The 17,408-nt window shown below is 50.9% G+C and carries 16 protein-coding genes; 8 read left to right on the plus strand and 8 right to left on the minus strand.

The genetic code is table 11. From position 1 onward, the window contains the following. Positions 1-14 precede the first annotated feature (14 nt). Together DDT52_RS08830 and DDT52_RS08835 are read left to right on the plus strand one after the other, a co-directional pair. Positions 15-1,061 (plus strand): oxidoreductase, encoded by a 1,047-nt coding sequence (locus tag DDT52_RS08830; RefSeq protein ID WP_136156011.1) that lies wholly within the window; start codon positions 15-17, stop codon positions 1,059-1,061. 186 nt (positions 1,062-1,247) lie between these two features. Then, positions 1,248-2,237, plus strand: coding sequence for a bile acid:sodium symporter family protein (locus tag DDT52_RS08835; RefSeq protein ID WP_136156012.1), 990 nt, complete (start codon positions 1,248-1,250; stop codon positions 2,235-2,237). A 54-nt stretch (positions 2,238-2,291) separates the two neighbouring features. Here the strand turns inward: DDT52_RS08835 and add are convergent, their stop codons facing one another. The 4 genes from add to manA all read right to left on the minus strand — a co-directional run bounded on the left by add (position 2,292) and on the right by manA (position 7,266). After that, positions 2,292-3,308, minus strand: a complete 1,017-nt coding sequence (add, locus tag DDT52_RS08840) for an adenosine deaminase (protein ID WP_136156013.1) — start codon at positions 3,306-3,308, stop codon at positions 2,292-2,294. A gap of 98 nt (positions 3,309-3,406) precedes the next feature. Beyond that, on the minus strand, positions 3,407-4,369 hold the full coding sequence (locus DDT52_RS08845; protein WP_136156014.1) for an arsenic resistance protein: 963 nt from the start codon (positions 4,367-4,369) through the stop codon (positions 3,407-3,409). A gap of 90 nt (positions 4,370-4,459) precedes the next feature. Then, positions 4,460-6,028 (minus strand): YdgA family protein, encoded by a 1,569-nt coding sequence (locus DDT52_RS08850; protein ID WP_136156015.1) that lies wholly within the window; start codon positions 6,026-6,028, stop codon positions 4,460-4,462. A gap of 65 nt (positions 6,029-6,093) precedes the next feature. Then, the gene (manA, locus tag DDT52_RS08855) at positions 6,094-7,266 is read right to left on the minus strand and encodes a mannose-6-phosphate isomerase (protein ID WP_136156016.1); all 1,173 of its coding nucleotides are present in this window, start codon (positions 7,264-7,266) and stop codon (positions 6,094-6,096) included. A gap of 172 nt (positions 7,267-7,438) precedes the next feature. Here manA and fumC point away from each other — a divergent pair, with 172 nt between their 5' ends. Continuing rightward, positions 7,439-8,836, plus strand: coding sequence for a class II fumarate hydratase (gene fumC / locus DDT52_RS08860; protein WP_136156017.1), 1,398 nt, complete (start codon positions 7,439-7,441; stop codon positions 8,834-8,836). 108 nt (positions 8,837-8,944) lie between these two features. Here the strand turns inward: fumC and tus are convergent, their stop codons facing one another. After that, on the minus strand, positions 8,945-9,877 hold the full coding sequence (tus, locus tag DDT52_RS08865; RefSeq protein WP_136156084.1) for a DNA replication terminus site-binding protein: 933 nt from the start codon (positions 9,875-9,877) through the stop codon (positions 8,945-8,947). A 148-nt stretch (positions 9,878-10,025) separates the two neighbouring features. Next, positions 10,026-11,285, minus strand: a complete 1,260-nt coding sequence (locus DDT52_RS08870) for an MFS transporter (protein WP_425591540.1) — start codon at positions 11,283-11,285, stop codon at positions 10,026-10,028. A 112-nt stretch (positions 11,286-11,397) separates the two neighbouring features. Between DDT52_RS08870 and DDT52_RS08875 the strand changes: the two genes are divergently transcribed. The 4 genes from DDT52_RS08875 (at position 11,398) to DDT52_RS08890 (ending at position 16,188) form a co-directional block, all read left to right on the plus strand. Beyond that, positions 11,398-12,294: a LysR family transcriptional regulator gene (locus DDT52_RS08875; RefSeq protein ID WP_109054045.1), complete on the plus strand. Its 897-nt coding sequence runs from the start codon at positions 11,398-11,400 to the stop codon at positions 12,292-12,294. Between the two features lie 214 nt (positions 12,295-12,508). Further along, complete coding sequence (gene mlc, locus DDT52_RS08880; RefSeq protein WP_136156018.1) at positions 12,509-13,726, plus strand: sugar metabolism global transcriptional regulator Mlc; 1,218 nt, start codon at positions 12,509-12,511, stop codon at positions 13,724-13,726. 181 nt (positions 13,727-13,907) lie between these two features. Further along, the gene (gene bioD, locus DDT52_RS08885; RefSeq protein WP_136156019.1) at positions 13,908-14,573 is read left to right on the plus strand and encodes a dethiobiotin synthase; all 666 of its coding nucleotides are present in this window, start codon (positions 13,908-13,910) and stop codon (positions 14,571-14,573) included. 127 nt (positions 14,574-14,700) lie between these two features. Beyond that, positions 14,701-16,188, plus strand: a complete 1,488-nt coding sequence (locus DDT52_RS08890) for an MDR family MFS transporter (RefSeq protein WP_136156020.1) — start codon at positions 14,701-14,703, stop codon at positions 16,186-16,188. A gap of 86 nt (positions 16,189-16,274) precedes the next feature. Here the strand turns inward: DDT52_RS08890 and DDT52_RS08895 are convergent, their stop codons facing one another. After that, positions 16,275-16,565, minus strand: coding sequence for a DUF1161 domain-containing protein (locus DDT52_RS08895; RefSeq protein ID WP_136156021.1), 291 nt, complete (start codon positions 16,563-16,565; stop codon positions 16,275-16,277). A gap of 98 nt (positions 16,566-16,663) precedes the next feature. Continuing rightward, the gene (locus DDT52_RS08900; RefSeq protein WP_136156022.1) at positions 16,664-17,014 is read right to left on the minus strand and encodes a DUF1283 family protein; all 351 of its coding nucleotides are present in this window, start codon (positions 17,012-17,014) and stop codon (positions 16,664-16,666) included. 199 nt (positions 17,015-17,213) lie between these two features. Here DDT52_RS08900 and DDT52_RS08905 point away from each other — a divergent pair, with 199 nt between their 5' ends. Then, positions 17,214-17,399: a ParD-like family protein gene (locus DDT52_RS08905; RefSeq protein WP_136156023.1), complete on the plus strand. Its 186-nt coding sequence runs from the start codon at positions 17,214-17,216 to the stop codon at positions 17,397-17,399. Positions 17,400-17,408: the final 9 nt, after the last annotated feature.

The raw sequence follows: 17,408 nt of genomic DNA on the forward strand, positions 1-17,408 counted from the left end.
TAAGGGGAATCTCTATGAGTAACACAGTTCGTGTTGGGTTACTGGGTTATGGTTACGCCAGCAAAACGTTCCATGCGCCGTTAATTGCCGGTACGCCGGGGATGGAACTGGTGTCGGTTTCCAGCAGTAATGCGGATAAAGTCCATGCCGACTGGCCAACCATGCGAGTTGAATACGATCCGCAAACGCTGTTCAACGACCCGGATATTGATCTGATTGTTATTCCCACGCCGAATGATACGCACTTTCCTCTGGCTCGCCAGGCACTGGAAGCCGGGAAGCATGTCGTGGTGGACAAACCCTTTACCGTCACGTTGTCACAGGCGCATGAGCTCGGCGCCGTGGCAGAGCATACCGGGAAACTGCTCTCGGTTTTTCATAACCGCCGCTGGGATAGTGATTTTCTTACGCTCAAAAATCTGCTGCAAAGTGGCGCGCTGGGTGATGTGGTTTATATGGAATCCCACTTCGACCGTTTCCGTCCGGAAGTTCGTCATCGCTGGCGGGAAGACGGTAGCGAAGGGAGCGGGATCTGGTACGATCTGGGGCCGCATCTGCTCGATCAGTCACTACAGCTATTTGGTTTACCCGTGGCGATTCAGGTCGATATGGCGCAGTTGAGACCCGGCAGCAAAGCGGTTGACTATTTCCACGCGACGTTGATTTATCCCCAGCGCCGCATCGTGCTGCACGCCAGCCTGCTGGTGGCCGCGGCCTCGGCGCGTTATATTGTCCACGGCACGCGGGGCAGCTTTGTGAAATACGGTCTTGATCCGCAGGAGGATCATCTGAAAGCGGGCGAACGTCCACCGTCAGTGAACTGGGGACAGGATAAGCGTGACGGCGTGCTGACGCTGCATCGTGATGGCATGATGGTCGAGCAGGCCGTTCCGACGTTACCCGGCGACTATCCGGCTTACTATGCCGCGATCCGTGATGCGTTAAGTGGTAAAGGGGATAATCCGGTCAGCGTTCATCAGGCCATCCATGTGATGGAACTGATCGAGCTGGGATTACTTTCTTACCAACAGAAAAAAATCATGACGATAAAAAATAGCTAGATTTGACGTTTTTTATGGCGGGCTATCCCTGTCCGCCACCGTCGGGCCGTTGCTGGCCACGTTGAAAATGGCATCCGGCGATTTTTTATCGCAGATAGTTGGCGTTTTGTTTAGGCAGGCGATCTTAGGATCGCCTGTACTATTTAAATCGGGCTAATTTTAAGCTTGCGAAATAAGGTATGAATAATGGGGTGGTTACAGCGGTTACGGATTGATACGTTTTTGCTGATATTGGTCTTGGTTGTCATTACGGCATCATTCTTTCCTTGTGAAGGTGAAGTGAAAGTCTTTTTTGAATATCTGACGACAGCAGCTATCGCGCTGCTGTTTTTTATGCATGGCGCAAAATTGTCCCGGGAGGCGATTACCGCGGGAATGGGGCACTGGCGGCTGCACATCGTCGTTTTTGCCAGTACCTTTGTTCTTTTCCCGCTGCTGGGGATCGGCATGTCGATGTTGGTGCCGGTCGTGCTGACGCCGACGCTGTATCTGGGCTTTCTCTATCTGTGTGCGTTGCCGGCAACCGTACAGTCCGCCATCGCCTACACCTCGATGGCCGGCGGAAACGTCGCGGCCGCCATTTGTAGTGCTTCAGCTTCCAGCATTCTGGGCGTGTTTTTGTCGCCGATTCTGGTTGGTTTACTCATGCATACGCAGGGTGGGGAAACCGATACGCTGCATGCCATCGGTTCGATCATCATGCAATTGATGGTGCCGTTTGTCATCGGGCATTTGTCACGCCCGCTGATTGCCGGCTGGGTAGAGCGGCATCGTAAACTGATTAATATTACTGACCGGTCATCTATTCTTTTAGTGGTTTACGTTGCGTTCAGTGAAGCCGTTGTTCAGGGGATTTGGGGACAGATTAATGGCTGGTCTTTATTGGCGGTGGTCTGTTGTTCCATGCTGCTGCTGACGATTGTACTGATTGTGAATACGCTGGCGGCACGCAAACTGGGTTTCAATACGGCCGATGAGATTACTATCGTGTTCTGCGGTTCCAAGAAAAGTCTGGCGAACGGCATTCCGATGGCGAACGTTCTGTTTCCTGCCGCTGCGGTAGGCGCGATGGTGTTGCCCTTAATGATATTCCATCAAATCCAACTGATGGTGTGCGCGGCGTTGGCTCAACGCTATGCCAGACGCATCAAACAGGCTGAGCAGGTAGCTGAATAATCGATAATGGATTACCGCGCCTCCCCGGCAAGGGGAGGACGGGAAACGGTAAGATCAAGACGATATGCCGCGCTTGCACAGCACTTTCTTACGTAGCTGCTGCTTTTCCTGTTCACCCAGAAACGCGATGTTCAGACCGTTTTCCTGAGCCTGACGGGTTTCTCTTTCGCTTAACCCGGCCAGAGGCGCCGCGACTTCATATTCATGCCTGATTTCGATCCCCTGAACCGCCGGATCGTCAGTATTGATGGTGGCTGGAATGCCGTGGCGCAGGAAATGGAGCAGCGGGTGTTTGTCCAGCGATTCAACGGTACTGGTCTGAATATTGGACGTCAGACAGGACTCAATGCCGATACCGTGTTCGGCCATGTAAGTCATTAGTGCGGTATCGATAATCGCGGTCACGCCATGCCCGATGCGCTCGGCTTCCAATTGGTTAATCGCTTGCCAGATACTTTCCGGGCCGGCCGCTTCTCCGGCATGTACGGTAATATGCCAGCCGGCATCACGCGCCTGACGGAAGTGTGATGAGAAAAGCTCGCCGGGGTAGCCTAACTCATCGCCAGCCAGATCGAGGGCTACAATCTGGTCACGGTAAGCCAGCAGCGCATCCAGTTCCTGTTGGCAGGCATCGGTGCCAAACGTGCGGCTCATAATACCAATCAACCGAATGTCGATATCACGATCGCGGCAACCGGCGGTAACACCGTCAATGACAGCCTCAACCACGCCTGCAATCGGGAGCTTGTGGTTCATGGCCATGTAATAGGGGGAGAAGCGCAATTCTGCGTAATCCAGCCCTGCATTGACAGCGTCTTCAACGTTTTCGTAAGCGATTCGACGACAGGCATCCAGCGATCCCAGAACCGCGACGCCCCAATCCAGCTTTTGCAGAAAACGCAGCAAATTCGGCTCATTTTTGGTGATTTGAACATGTGGACGCAGTGCTGCCAGATCATTGGCAGGCAAGGCAACATTGAATTGTCTCCCCAGTTCCAGAATGCTCTGTGCCCGGATATTCCCATCCAGATGACGATGGATATCCGTCAGTGGGAGTTGTGAATCAATCATAATGTACTCTTTACAAAATCTGATAATCGTCCGTTAAGTGCAATGAAGTATAAAAAGAAATGGCAACAAATAGCCAATTGTTGCAAAAAAAAGTCATTTCAATTTTGAATGCGCCCCAGCCGGGGAATAATTCGGATATAAATCAGCTCGCTAAGTAATTCGACCAGGGTCTGGCCGACAATGATGGCGGGCAATATTGCCGTGGCGCCCGGCATCGCCAGCGCCAGCGGCAGCACCACCAGCGAGTTCCGTGTTCCAGCGCTGAAAGCAACCGCCCGGCCGCCTGGCGCATCAAGCCGGAATAGCCTGCCGATCATCCAGCCCAGGGTTGGTGCGACGATAGCGAAGAGGACATAGAAAGGCAGTACGGTTAATACCGTTCGCCAGGCGCTTTGAAGCTGTGGCATGACTGTGGCCACGACGACGAATAACACCAGCGCCGTGGCCGGAACGGGCAAAAACGATAGGGCATCTGACATTGTTTTTACCGACTGACGGCGTGAGCTTCCCCATTGAATAGCGGCCGCCGCCAGCAGAGGAATAGCAATTAGCCAGACAAAGGCGTGTAAAAACGGGGTGAGATGAACGGAAGCGGCGGCTTCCTTATTGAGAAAGAGGCCAAGATAAAGCGGTAGTGCCAGCATTTGAACCATCAGCAAGACGGGCGTGGCGGCCAGCAGTCGTGGGGCATCGGCACGGCCGATCTGAGAAAATGTCACGACGTAATCAATGCAGGGCGCAAGCAGGACCAGCAACATACCAAATCGAATGACGGGATCGTCCGGCAAAAAAGGAAGTAAGCAAAAAATAAATAGCGGGATAGCGACAAAATTAGCCCCCAGCAGTGCTGCAAGAAAACGCAGTTGGGTAAAGCTTTTTCCTAGCGCGGTCATCGGCACCTGTAAAAAAGTTACAAATAACATCAACGCAAGTGCTGGATTGATAGCCACATCCAGCGATTCGGCATCGGGGATAACCTGGGCCATCAGGGCGGCAAGGATAACGGTGACAAAGTAGATCGCCGTCTGATGCGTTTCCATGAAGGTTCTGAAAGCGTGCATATCGAGTCTCGTGACGGAAAAGCGGGTATAGGCAGGACGTCCTGTGGCCGCGACCGGCCACCACAGGACGTTGACTGAAAATGACTACGGTTACTGCGCTGTAGGCGGAGTAACCGGTTCATCCTGAACATTTTCATCTTGAGCATTGGGTTGAGATTCTTCACCACTTTCGGCCGGCAGGCCGATAAATGGCGCGATAAACTCGGCCAACGACATTTTATTACCGTTGAAATCAACCTGACCGTCAGCATATTGCAGTGAACTGGTGATCGCGTCGTCTTTGGTGACGGACAGTTGGTTCATCTGACCGATGCCCGCCATCATTTGCACCTGCTGCTGCGCCATGTCGGCGACCTGTTTCTTCTCTTCATCGGTTGCGGGTTGCGGTCCGGTCTGAATCATCAACTCCGCCAGCATGGCTAATGGTACATTCAATTTAACATCGAGCGTTTTCACCGATTGCAGGATGATTTTTTCTTCATCGGAAGCGGTGGGATCGGTGGCCTTCGCGCTGTTTTGCAGCGGGTCGGTCAGATCCAGCGCGAGAGTGAATGTGCCTTCACCTTTGCTGTTTTTCCAACTAATGGGGGAGACGGTGACATTCGGGTTCCCTTTCAGTAATTGCGGCAGGTATTGCAGGAACGTCATGACAATCTCGTGCTGATACCTATCCGGGTCCATGCCGTCTGGATTTTGCAGAATTTGCTGAATCTTCTGCTGATAAGCGGTAGCGAACTGTTTGGCGCCTTCGCCATCAAGCTGCGAGATGGACATGTTGAACGCGCCGGAACCGAGATTGCGCTCAGCGATAGTCATCGATTCCAGCGCCAACGCCAGTTTACCCGCCAAATTTTTATCATCTTCGGTCATGCTGGTTTGCAGGGAGAAGTTATTGAACGTGACAGGGTCACCTCCCTCAACCGAAAAAGTCAGTGATTTGACGGAAAGATCCGCATCGCCTAAATCAAGATCGAACTTGCCTTTCTGATTGTTACCTTTCAGGGTGAAATCGTTCACGACAAGTTTTTCGGTCTCGCCCCATGGGTTTTTCTTTTCACTCATCAGGTTACTGATCGTGCCTTCCAGCCTGCTGCTGCGTAAATCGCGGCCGATATCAAGCAGCAGTTCTGTACCGCTGAATACGAATTTCTGATCGTTATTCTGAAACTCCACCGGGATCAGGGTGACGACGGACTGAGTATCGCCGTTGTAGGCGACCCGCGTTTCCGCGGTGAAAAATGACTTATCTTTAGTTAACTCAAACAACGCCTTGACGGCCGCGGTGTTGGCCAGTTCGCTGTGTACGGACGCCATGGCCGGAACCAGGTTGAATTTCCTGACCTGGGCCAGAGGAAAAGGACCGTGCGAAACGGTTTCATTGAGCACCACTTCCTCGCCTGGCGCAAGGACCTGCACCCCTTTAGCCGTACCATCAGCCTGAAGAACATAAGATAATTTACTGCTGAATATGCCGCCCTGATAATCGCGGTACACGATTTTGAGGCCGGCATCCGGATAGCTCTTTTTCAACTGGGCATTGAGCGTATCGGTAAAACCATCAAGCTGTTGAGCCAATTGTTTACCTGTGTACCAGGATGCGCCGGTCCAGACGGCCCCCAGGGCAATAATCACGCCTGCGGCAACTAACGACTTCTTCATTTTAATTTATCCTTTATTAAATAATGCCGCCCTTCATCTTGAGGGCGTAACGAAATGACCGGTTTTTACCGATTAAATACCCGGGCGATACGCCCTTGTCCTTGGACGCTTACCGGAGACTCACTGGCAGAAATGAAGCAGGACTCTCCGGCCGTAAGTCTGAGCTGCTGCCGGTCTTTTTGCAGTAGCGCATTACCGTCAACGCAGAAAACAATCGCGGCGCTGTTTTGTGCGAGCGTCTGCGGCGTATCACTCAGGTAATGCAGTGAAAAGGCAAAATCATCAACAGGAATGGGGAAGTTTAGTTCATTTCCCTGTTTGATGGGGACGGTCAACAATTGAGAGGCCGGTTTGGCTTCAAATTTAACATTATCCAGCAGTTCCGGAATATCGATGTATTTTGGCGTTAACCCGGCCCGCAGTACGTTATCCGAGTTGGCCATCACCTCCAGAGACACACCTTTCAGGTATGCGTGGGGGGTCTGCGCATATAAAAACATGGCCTGACCGGGTTGCAGAGTAATGACGTTCAGCAGCAGCGGAGAAAACAGGCCGCTATCATCCGGATAAAACCGGGTGATTTCGCGAATGGTAGCCCAGGGCTCGTCTTGCTGGCTGTTCAACGCCGCCTTTAAGACGCCCAGCGCCCGGCTTTTTTGATCGCCATCCATACTCAGCAGGTTGGCAAACAGCATGGCGAGAGTTTTACTGTCCGGCTGTTGTAAAAACGCAGCAATCGACGGATGGGCGCTGGAGACGGGCTGGAGCAATTTGACAATTTCAGATAATTCTCGAAAACCATTCATCGCCTGAAACGGCGTGAGGGCGAAAACCAGTTCGGGTTTATGGTTGGCGTCTTTATAGTTTCTTTCAGCGGCATCCAGTGCGATCCCGGCCGCATTTTCTTTGGTAAAACCTTGTTCTGCGGCGGATTTACTTGGGTGAACCTGGATGGATAACGGTTGTTCAGCACACAAAACTTTAAACAGGAAAGGCAATTCGCCGAAACGCTGCGCTACCGCCGTTCCCAGATGGATCGATAAATCTCCGGCAATCAGATCGCGCAGGCTACATTCGCGGCCATTCTCATCCACAAGGTGGGAACTGCTTTTCGGATGGGCGCCCATCCATAACTCTGCCATTGGTAAATTATTAGGGTTATCAATGCCATACATCTCAGTCAAAGCGTGTTTACTTCCCCAGGCATAATGCTGGACACGGTTGAGCATTTTTTGCATGTTGGCTCCCTGCGATTGAATAACTTGTTAATTAATATAATTTAACTGGTTAATATAATTAATAAACCAGTCAGTGATGAATACACTGTACCGGTTCACATCATGGTAATGTTTTGTGTGACACTATTCCAGAGAGTGAAACTAAGGCTATTCCATAATAGGAGAAAAGGTAATGACAACGACGCGTATTGAAAAAGACTCAATGGGACCGATTGATGTACCTGCCGATCGCCTGTGGGGGGCTCAGACGCAACGTTCACTGGAACATTTCCGCATTTCTGAAGAGAAAATGCCGCGAGCGTTGATTTATGCATTGGCTCAGACAAAACGGGCGGCGGCCAGCGTCAATATGGATCTAAAATTGCTGCCTGCCGAACGTGGCAATGCCATTGTTCAGGCCGCTGATGAAGTGCTGGCTGGTCAACACCCCGGCGAATTTCCTCTGGCCATCTGGCAAACCGGTTCCGGCACGCAGAGCAACATGAACATGAACGAAGTGCTGGCCAATCGCGCCAGTGAATTATTAGGAGGGGAGCGAGGAAACAGCAGATTGGTTCACCCTAATGATGACGTGAACAAAAGCCAAAGTTCCAACGATGTTTTTCCTACCGCGATGCATGTGGCGGCCGTTATTGCCGTTAATGAACATCTCATTCCTGAACTGAAAGAACTGCAACAGACATTGGCCTCGAAAGCGGAACAGTTCAAAGACATTGTGAAAATCGGGCGAACGCATTTACAGGACGCCACCCCGTTGACGCTGGGACAGGAGATTTCTGGCTGGGCGGCAATGTTGCAGCATAATCTGAAGCATATTGAAAACAGCGTTCCTCATATTTGTGAACTGGCGTTGGGGGGAACGGCGGTGGGAACGGGCCTGAATACGCATCCTGAGTATGCGGTGCGCGTGGCGGCCGAACTGGCGAAGTTGACCGGACAACCGTTTGTCACCTCACCGAATAAATTCGAGGCATTGGGCACCTGTGATGCGCTGGTTCACGGACACGGCGCGTTGAAAGGACTTGCGGCCTCGCTGATGAAGATCGCTAACGATGTCCGCTGGCTGGCTTCCGGGCCACGCTGTGGGATTGGCGAATTAAGCATTCCTGAAAATGAACCGGGTAGCTCGATCATGCCGGGCAAAGTGAATCCGACGCAGTGTGAAGCGATGACCATGCTGTGCTGTCAGGTGATGGGGAATGACGTAGCCGTTAATATGGGGGGCGCATCCGGTAACTTTGAGCTCAATGTGTATCGTCCGATGGTGATTCATAATTTCCTGCAATCCGTTCGTTTGCTGGCTGATGGCATGAATAGCTTCAATAAGCACTGTGCGATAGGCATCGAGCCGAATCGTGAGCGAATTGATCAACTGTTGAATGAGTCTTTGATGCTGGTAACCGCGCTGAATACGCATATCGGCTATGACAAAGCCGCTGAAATCGCCAAAAAAGCCCATAAAGAAGGCCTGACGTTAAAAGCCTCGGCGCTGAAATTGGGTTACCTTACGGAAGCTCAGTTTGATGAATGGGTTCGACCGCAGGATATGGTTGGTAGTCTGAAAGCGTAAATTACGAACTTGACTGCTCCTGGTCCGATAGAACGGGGAGCAGTCACTGCATGACATTTATTATTTTAATACTTCTCAGATGCGACCAGCCGCTTTTCCACTTCGATATTACAGAATATCGGTATAGAGATGCAAACGAGGAATAAGCAAGCGCAGTGGCGTAGCCTGCGGCTTGTGCTTATGTTTGATGTTGTTGGCATCGTAATGGTTTAATTCACCAATAATCGGCACATTGTTGCCATTATCCTGTTGGCTCAATATCAGCAGCGGAGACGGGCAGGGGTGTTGCACCTGTTTCTGCTGTTCCGCATACCAGACTCTGGCGATAGGCTGCACTTTTACCGGGCGTTTTATCTTTAATTGCGCGTGTTCAGGCAGACTTAATATCGTTTCGATTTCCTGTTCCACCAATTCTGCCCACTGCTCTTTGCTGTAGGGGGCCAAACCCCGTTCGGCTTTCAAACTTTTCTCCAGTTTTTCCAGCAGTTCCGCACGGCTCATGTTTTTGATGATGTGCTTGTTTGCCCATCCAAATCGTACTGAAGCCGGATTGGTGAGCAACATCAGCGAACGGTAGGCGCTTAGCGTAATCAACCCGCGCAGATGCGTATGCACAAACTCAAAGCGTTGTTCCGGCGCCAGATCTGATTCGACGGTAATGATCTGCTCCAGCGTTTTCTTCAAGGTATTAATGTCACCAATAAGTTGACTCGCCTGATGATACTCATCCTGATTAACGGAAAAGCACAGGGCGCCCGGTAAGCGAATGGCGGCTTTACTACTGATTGTTGCAGGGTAGTGATGGATGAACAGGCGCTGAAAATGTGCCAGGCCTTTGTCACGAGCTTCAATGCCGACATGTTGAGTTACCGGAATCTGTTCAATAACATCGTGCTCGGTGCCTTTTTCAATGTAAGGGAGTGAATATACGCGCCCAGCCAGCAGGCGGAAGGATGAGAACATTATCTGCATTTCCGCCAGTCTCTCTTCCAGAGAGGCAAAGCATACGTTCATTCTGTCAATCAGTGAATAGCGATCCATCATCATCAGTCATTTTAGTTACAACATACTTATATATATACTCAATCGAAACCATCAGCAACCGGGTTTACATTTCTGGCCTATGAGAGAATGAGGATCGGAAGAGGGAGATGCCCTTGTCACGGCGGAGTCCGTGACAAGACCTGATTTAAAGTTGTTTCAATCGAAAACTGATCAGCAGGGAGAGTAACAGCAACAAACCTAAAAAGACGGTAATGCCGGACCAACCGAACGAGTGCCAGAACACACCACCTAGTGTACCGGCAAGGCTGGAGCCCAGATAATAGGAAAACAGGTACATGGACGACGCCTGACCTTTTGCCCGACGCGCCCGTTGGCCAACCCAACTGCTGGTCACGGAGTGAGCGGCAAAGAATCCCGCAGTAAACAGCATCATCCCGCCAAAAATAAAGACCAGACCGTTCAGGGCAATAAATCCCAAACCGATCAGCATCAAAAGAACGGAAATACTCAATACCGGACCGCGCCCGAAACGATAAGTTAGTGCGCCGGCTTTGGGGGAACTATAGCTGCCAGTAAGGTAGACGATGGACAGTAATCCCACAACCGCCTGACTGAGCAAATAGGGTGCTGCCAGCAATCGATAGCCGATATAGTTGAACAGGGTAACAAACGTCCCCATCAGCAAGAAACCCTGTAAAAACAACAGTGGCAAACCCGCATCATGCCAATGCAGTTTTACATTCAATAGCAGAGTTTTGGGACGCAGCGACCCCGCTCTGAAATGGCGCGACTCAGGCAAAATGCGCCAGAAAGTCAGTGCCGCTACCAACGCCAGCACGCCAATCGCGCCAATGGCAATCCGCCAGGCGAAATAGTCAGTCAGAACACCGCTGACCAGACGACCACTCATCCCGCCAATGGAGTTACCGCTGATATACAACCCCATCGAGAACGCTAACACGCTGGGATGAATCTCTTCGCTCAGATAGCTCATGGCGACCGCCGCCACGCCACTGAGCGATAATCCGATCATCGCCCGCATGATCAGAACCGCATGCCAACTGGTCATGAACGCACAAATCAGCGTGCAAATAGCGGCAAGCATCAGCGACACGACCATAACGTTTTTACGCCCGATAGTGTCAGACAAGGGGCCGGTAAACAACAAACCAACGGCCAGCATCACGGTAGAGACCGAAAGCGCCAGGCTGCTGGTCGCCGGTGAAATGGAGAAATCGTGCGAGAGTACAGGCAACAAAGGCTGTACGCAGTAGAGCAAGGCAAATGTTGCAAGACCGGCGGAGAATAACGCCAGCGTCACACGCATAAACTGCGGGGTGCCGCGTTTGATGTAGGGGGCTTTGCCGTTTGAATTTGGAACGTTTGGAAGATCTTCCGCATCATCAATAACAGAGACGGTCGCGGAAGATGACAGGATACTCAAGATAAATCCTTACCATATAAGGTAAATAACAGCCAGAGGAGATGCTGGGATCATAGAAGAGTGATATTCTTTTGTATAATATATTAATAGTTATAATTAAGACGTCTGACATATGAATATCGAACTTCGACACCTTCGCTACTTCATTGCGGTTGCAGAAGAACTGCATTTCGGGCGTGCCGCCGAAAGACTGAACATCTCACAGCCACCGCTTAGCCAGCAAATTCAGATTCTGGAAGAGCAGGTCGGCGCCAGGCTGCTGGAACGTAATAATCGAAATGTACAATTGACGCCGGCAGGCGCCATGTTTCTGAAAGAAGCCTGGGCTATCATTGGCCAGGTTGATCAGGCAGCGGAACGCGCATCACGTATTCAACGAGGTGAAATCGGAGAACTGACGATCGGGTTTACCTCGTCCGCACCGTTTATCAAAAAAGTGTCGCGCAGTTTGCTGCGTTTTCGGCAGACTTACCCGGAAGTGCATATTCAGATGATGGAGCTGAACACGAAACAGCAAATCGAACCGCTGTTGAACGGTAAACTCGATCTTGGGGTCATGCGCAATAATCCCTTGCCCGATGCGCTTGAGCATCAGCTGTTGCTGCATGAAGCGTTGGTTGCGGTTGTTCATGAAGAGCATCCGCTCGCCAAACACGCCACAGGCGGCGCCATTAGTATCAAACAACTGGCGCAAGAGCCTTTTGTCTTTTTCTCCCGGGCGGTGGGAACCGCGCTTTACGATGAAATACTGACGTTGCTGAAGAGATACGGCATCAGTCCGTACATTACGCAGGAAGTGGGGGAGGCCATGACGATTGTCGGGTTGGTTTCGTCTGGTCTCGGCGTTTCCATATTACCCGCCTCTTTTATCCGGATCCGCGTTGATGGCGTGAAGTATTTATCGCTGGCCGAAAGCGATGCCACGACGCAGGTGTGGCTGGTTACGGCCCGGCATCGTCCACTGAGCGCCGCGGCACAGACATTGATCGGGCTTATGCTGGGGCGGTAACAAATTCAATATGTGCGTTAAATCACATAACGAATCAAATATTTGACGGCTTTAGTGAAAAGCCCCACCATATCCTCAGTTTTTTTATTTTGCAGCGTGAAAAATAGTATATGGCACAGCGACAGCGAATACAGTCGTAACATTTAACAGTCAGTGCAGTAGAAAAACAGATTCCCAGCCGCAGTATCAGCAATGAAGAGTAGGAGCCAGCTTTGTGATTGCCGATGGTCAACCAGGTCACATCGATCAAATTAAACAAATGAATGCCGGTGCGGTATACCGACTGATCGACAAGTATGGCCCGATATCACGTATTGAACTGTCTAAACGAGCTCAACTGGCGCCCGCCAGTATCACCAAAATCGTGCGCGAACTGCTGGAAGCCCATCTGGTTCAGGAAACGGAATATCAGGATATCGGCAGCAGGGGGCGTCCGGCTATCGGGGTGATCCTTGATACTCAGGCATGGCATTTCCTTTCCGCTCGCATCAGCCACAACTCAATGACGCTGGCCCTGCGTGATTTGAGCAGCAAACTGGTGGTTGAGGACAACGTTCCACTTCCCGCCGAACATTCTCAACCGTTGCTCGATCGCATTTTGAATGAAATTGACAAGTTCTTCATCCGTCATCAAAAACGACTGGAGCGGTTGACCGCTATCGCCATTACGGCGCCGGGTATTATCGATGCCACAACCGGTATTATTCACCGTATGCCGTTTTATGATGTCGAAGAGATGGCTATTGGCCCTGCGCTGGAACAGCGCACCGGGCTACCGGTTTACCTGCAACATGACATCTGCGCCTGGACAATGGCGGAAGCGTTATATGGCGCCTCCCGAGGTTCTCAGAATGTCATTCAGATTGTGATCGATCACAACGTGGGGGCTGGCGTTATTACCGGCGGGCGCATTTTGCATGCGGGCAGCCGCAATCTGGTCGAAATCGGCCATACGCAGGTCGATCCTTATGGCAAACGCTGCTATTGCGGCAACCATGGCTGCCTCGAAACCGTTGCCAGTACGGAAAATATGCTGGAACTGGCCCAGCAGCGGATGAACGCTTCCATGAGTTCTATTCTGCACGGTTCTCCACTTACGGTAGACAGCCTGTGCGCCGCGGCGCTCAAAGGCGATGCGCTGGCAAAGGATATCATTCACGATGTGGGGAATAACGTAGGCCGAATTGTCGCTATCATGGTGAATTTGTTTAATCCGGATAAGATTCTGGTCGGCTCTCCGCTTAATAAGGCGTCCAGTATTTTATATCCGGCGATTATGGGCTGTATCCATCAGCAGTCTTTCCCGCCATACAGTCACAACATTCAGGTAGAAGCGACCCAGTTTTATAATCAAGGGACGATGCCCGGCGCCGCATTAGTGAAAGACGCTTTGTACAACGGTTCGCTTTTGGTGAAACTGTTGCAGGGCTAAAATATATTGCCCGATCGTCTGTTTTAAACTTCCGCTTATTTCTATCTTTCCGGGGCGGATGTCCTGAGAAACAAAACATTGAGCTAACGCAAGCTGCCTGAACGGTGCATCGCCTAGACTTTCACGGTTGGAAAGCATTTTGCTGTGGTTGTTATTTTTCAGGTGGCCCGGAGTCTATCTCATGTTGAAACGTATTTTTGTCACAGGTACTGATACTGCCGTCGGTAAAACGGTGGTTTCCAGAGCGTTATTGCAAAAACTGGCAATGAGTGGCAAATCCGTTGCGGGCTATAAACCAATCGCGAAAGGATGCCAGGAAACAGGAGACGGGCTGCGGAACCACGATGCGCAGCTGCTGTTGGCAGCCTCTACCCTGGAATTAGCCTATGAGCAGGTGAATCCTATCGCTCTGCCGGAAGATGAAATCAGCGCCAGCGCACATCCGATCAATTACAGCGCCATGACCCAGGGGCTACAGTATCTGGGAGAAAATGCCGACGTAGTTGTCGTGGAAGGCAGCGGCGGATGGCGCACGTTAATGAACGATCTGCGGCCCTATTCCGAGTGGGTCATTCAGGAACAACTCCCCGTCGTATTGGTTGTCGGTATCAAACTGGGGTGCATAAGCCACGCGTTGCTAACCGCTCAGGCTATCCTTAACGACGGTTTGCCGCTGGTTGGTTGGGTTGCCAACCGTATTAACCCCGGATTGGCAAACTATGCGGAAATCATAACGGTACTACGCAAAAAGATCCCTGCGCCACAATTGGGTGAGTTACCTTATCTGCCCCGGGCAGAACAACGGGATTTATCCACCTATATCGATCTCTTCGCCGTGACAAATTAAACGCCGACCTTACTGTTTCCCGCCTTGAAACGCTTAATCAGAATAGTAAGGTTTACATGATGCCTGCCCCTGCCGGGTAACACCTGATATACTCAAAAACAGACTTTTCTCCCTCATAGAAAATGTAATGAAAACAGCACATAACTTCGAGCATCCCCCGGTTCCGCATCGTCACTGGATATTGATTGCCTGCATGCTGGCCATGTTCACGGCGGCCATTGAAGTCACCATCGTTGCAACCGCATTGCCGACCATTATTGCGGATCTCGGTGGTTTCTCCCTGCTGGGATGGGTTTTTGCCGGTTATTTGCTGACGCAGGCCATCAGTATTCCGATCTACGGCCGACTGGCCGACCTTTTTGGCCGCAAGCGTATTTTTTTCATTGGTACCATTACGTTCCTGCTGGGGTCGGTGCTGTGCGGTTTTTCTACCCATATGGGATGGCTGATTCTGTTTCGTACCATTCAGGGGCTGGGAGCAGGCGCAATCACCCCGATTGCTTTTACTATTGTCGCAGATGTGTACAGCAGTTCGGAACGTCCTAAAATACAGGGTTATCTTTCCAGCGTCTGGGGGGTGTCCGCCATTGCAGGGCCGCTGCTGGGTGCCTTTATCGTTCAACATTTCAACTGGGCGCTGGTTTTTTGGGTTAATGTGCCTATCGGCTTATTCTCCATTTTCTTACTGGCGCGCTATCTGCCGACGGTTAATCACAAACGGCCTCATCAGTTGGATTGGGCCGGCGCATTTTACCTTGCCATCACTGTCGCCAGCTTGTTAATGGCATTACTTCAGGCTGAAGTGTTTGGACTTTGGGTTATCCCTCTATTGATCATTGCACTGGTTGGCGGCGTTTTACTGTTTAAACAGGAAACGAGTACGCCGGAGCCACTTTTCCCACTGGCGCTATGGCGTAATAAGGTCATCATTGCAGGTAATCTCGGTGGGTTGGTCATCGGCGCCGCGATGATGGGCGTCAGCGCTTTTTTGCCAACCTTTATACAAGGCGTGATGGGCAAAACGCCGCTGGAAGCAGGCAGCATTTTGGCATTGATGTCTATTGGCTGGCCGCTGGCCAGCGCGCTGAGCGGACGCCTGATGTTATGCACGTCCTATCGGTTTACCGCTGTATGCGGAAGCATTCTGATTATTACCGGCAGTCTGACGCTGCTGACGCTCGATCAAGCCAGCAATCTGAACTGGGCGCGGGTCGCGGCGTTTCTTATCGGCGCAGGAATGGGATTATGCAATACCACCTTTTTGGTCTCGGTACAAAACGCCGTAGACTACTCCATTCGCGGCATTGCGACAGCATCAACCATGTTCACCCGAATGCTGGGGTCAGCGCTGGGAACCGCCATTCTTGGCGCTACGCTCAACATAAACCTGCACTGGCGGTTGCCAACACTGGACGATCCGCTACAAACGCTGATGGATGTCCATAGTCGAAATACGATGAGCGTCGAGCAACTCCATTTGATCTCCTGGCAGGTATCGACATCTATTCACTGGGTTTTTGTCGTTTCGGCGCTGATAGCCGTTATTACATTATTTTCGGCCTGCATGATCCCCGCCAGTCAACGACCGGGGCGTCAGGAAGCAGTGAGAAAATAGCACTCTGCTCAGGGGTTATCTGAAATCCGAATAAGCAGAGAATAAAGGCGCGGGGATCGCGCCTTTAAGCAGGTAACCAGGGAACGTTACTGCGTCGATGGTTGACTTTCACTTTCCGATGGAGTGGATACGTTGTCTCCATCAATATGGCGGATATAAACAATCTTCTGTGAATCATTCTCACAATGGCCGACCACCTGACCACCGACCTGACTCACCTGATCGTTTGGCACTATTTCCAGCGAAAAACCGGATTCGGGCACACCGTTATTGATGATCTTCTGTGATATGTCAGCTTTGACACTTTCACAGGACGCTTGCACAGCCAGAGGAGCGATGATACATAAAGCCGCGCCCAAAATGATGATTTTTTTCATAATGTCACCCTGTTATTTGGATTATAAATCCTGCCAGTCGCCTGGTGTTTTATACACACCAGGCGGATGACGATTGCTATAAAAGAGTAGACTAAAAATCAGGGGGCGACCGGACGGCCAGTACGACGGTCGAGGCAACGGTCTGTATTCTCTTCCCAATAAGCATTCACGTTATAGCTGGCGTTACATTTCTCACGACCATCGACCGCTTTTTCAACTTTATCGAATTCTTTTTCAACACGAGAATTGACTTTACTGCGCAGGGAACGGGTTGAATCCCATTGTTCACTGCTTTGACGAGCGGCTTCCTTGGATAAGGCGCTGTCGCCAGACTCAATCACAACGTGGCGAGTGTCTGCCAGCGCGGTGGGGTGCCAGACCGCGGCCACCACAACCAGAGAGAGCGGGATCAAGGCCCGGATCAGAGAAGCAAAAGAATGTTGGTTCATGTTTCCACCTTGACAGAACAAATAGTTAATACAAACGCCACGACAACCACGATGACATAAAGTGTAGCTTACCATTTTTCGTCTCAACAGCACTATAACCGGATACCGCATTCAGTCGCGCGGTCGGTTAACGCTTGCTGTCCTGAATAACAGACAATAAAATATACGATACATATATGTTTCATATATCGAGATCGTTATGGGTATTGTAAAAATTAGTGATGAACTGCATGAAGAGATTCGCAAAGCCAGCGCAGCAATGGTGCGTTCTATCAATGCTCAGGCTGAATTTTGGATAAAAATCGGCATGTTGGCTGAAAAGAATCCCAACATGACCTATATCGAGATTTTGCGTGAACAGCTGAAGCAGGCTTCAGCTGAGTAAAATGAGGTT

The organism is Brenneria roseae subsp. roseae (assembly GCF_003115845.1).
Lineage (GTDB): Bacteria > Pseudomonadota > Gammaproteobacteria > Enterobacterales > Enterobacteriaceae > Brenneria > Brenneria roseae.

Excerpts from the sequence above, each read along its gene's own strand:
- DDT52_RS08830 (WP_136156011.1), top strand. The coding sequence starts at position 15 with ATGAGTAACACAGTTCGTGTTGGGTTACTGGGTTATGGTTACGCCAGC.
- DDT52_RS08835 (WP_136156012.1), top strand. The coding sequence starts at position 1,248 with ATGGGGTGGTTACAGCGGTTACGGATTGATACGTTTTTGCTGATATTG.
- add (WP_136156013.1), bottom strand. The coding sequence starts at position 3,308 with ATGATTGATTCACAACTCCCACTGACGGATATCCATCGTCATCTGGAT.
- DDT52_RS08845 (WP_136156014.1), bottom strand. The coding sequence starts at position 4,369 with ATGCACGCTTTCAGAACCTTCATGGAAACGCATCAGACGGCGATCTAC.
- DDT52_RS08850 (WP_136156015.1), bottom strand. The coding sequence starts at position 6,028 with ATGAAGAAGTCGTTAGTTGCCGCAGGCGTGATTATTGCCCTGGGGGCC.
- manA (WP_136156016.1), bottom strand. The coding sequence starts at position 7,266 with ATGCAAAAAATGCTCAACCGTGTCCAGCATTATGCCTGGGGAAGTAAA.
- fumC (WP_136156017.1), top strand. The coding sequence starts at position 7,439 with ATGACAACGACGCGTATTGAAAAAGACTCAATGGGACCGATTGATGTA.
- tus (WP_136156084.1), bottom strand. The coding sequence starts at position 9,877 with ATGGATCGCTATTCACTGATTGACAGAATGAACGTATGCTTTGCCTCT.
- DDT52_RS08875 (WP_109054045.1), top strand. The coding sequence starts at position 11,398 with ATGAATATCGAACTTCGACACCTTCGCTACTTCATTGCGGTTGCAGAA.
- bioD (WP_136156019.1), top strand. The coding sequence starts at position 13,908 with ATGTTGAAACGTATTTTTGTCACAGGTACTGATACTGCCGTCGGTAAA.
- DDT52_RS08890 (WP_136156020.1), top strand. The coding sequence starts at position 14,701 with ATGAAAACAGCACATAACTTCGAGCATCCCCCGGTTCCGCATCGTCAC.
- DDT52_RS08895 (WP_136156021.1), bottom strand. The coding sequence starts at position 16,565 with ATGAAAAAAATCATCATTTTGGGCGCGGCTTTATGTATCATCGCTCCT.
- DDT52_RS08900 (WP_136156022.1), bottom strand. The coding sequence starts at position 17,014 with ATGAACCAACATTCTTTTGCTTCTCTGATCCGGGCCTTGATCCCGCTC.
- DDT52_RS08905 (WP_136156023.1), top strand. The coding sequence starts at position 17,214 with ATGGGTATTGTAAAAATTAGTGATGAACTGCATGAAGAGATTCGCAAA.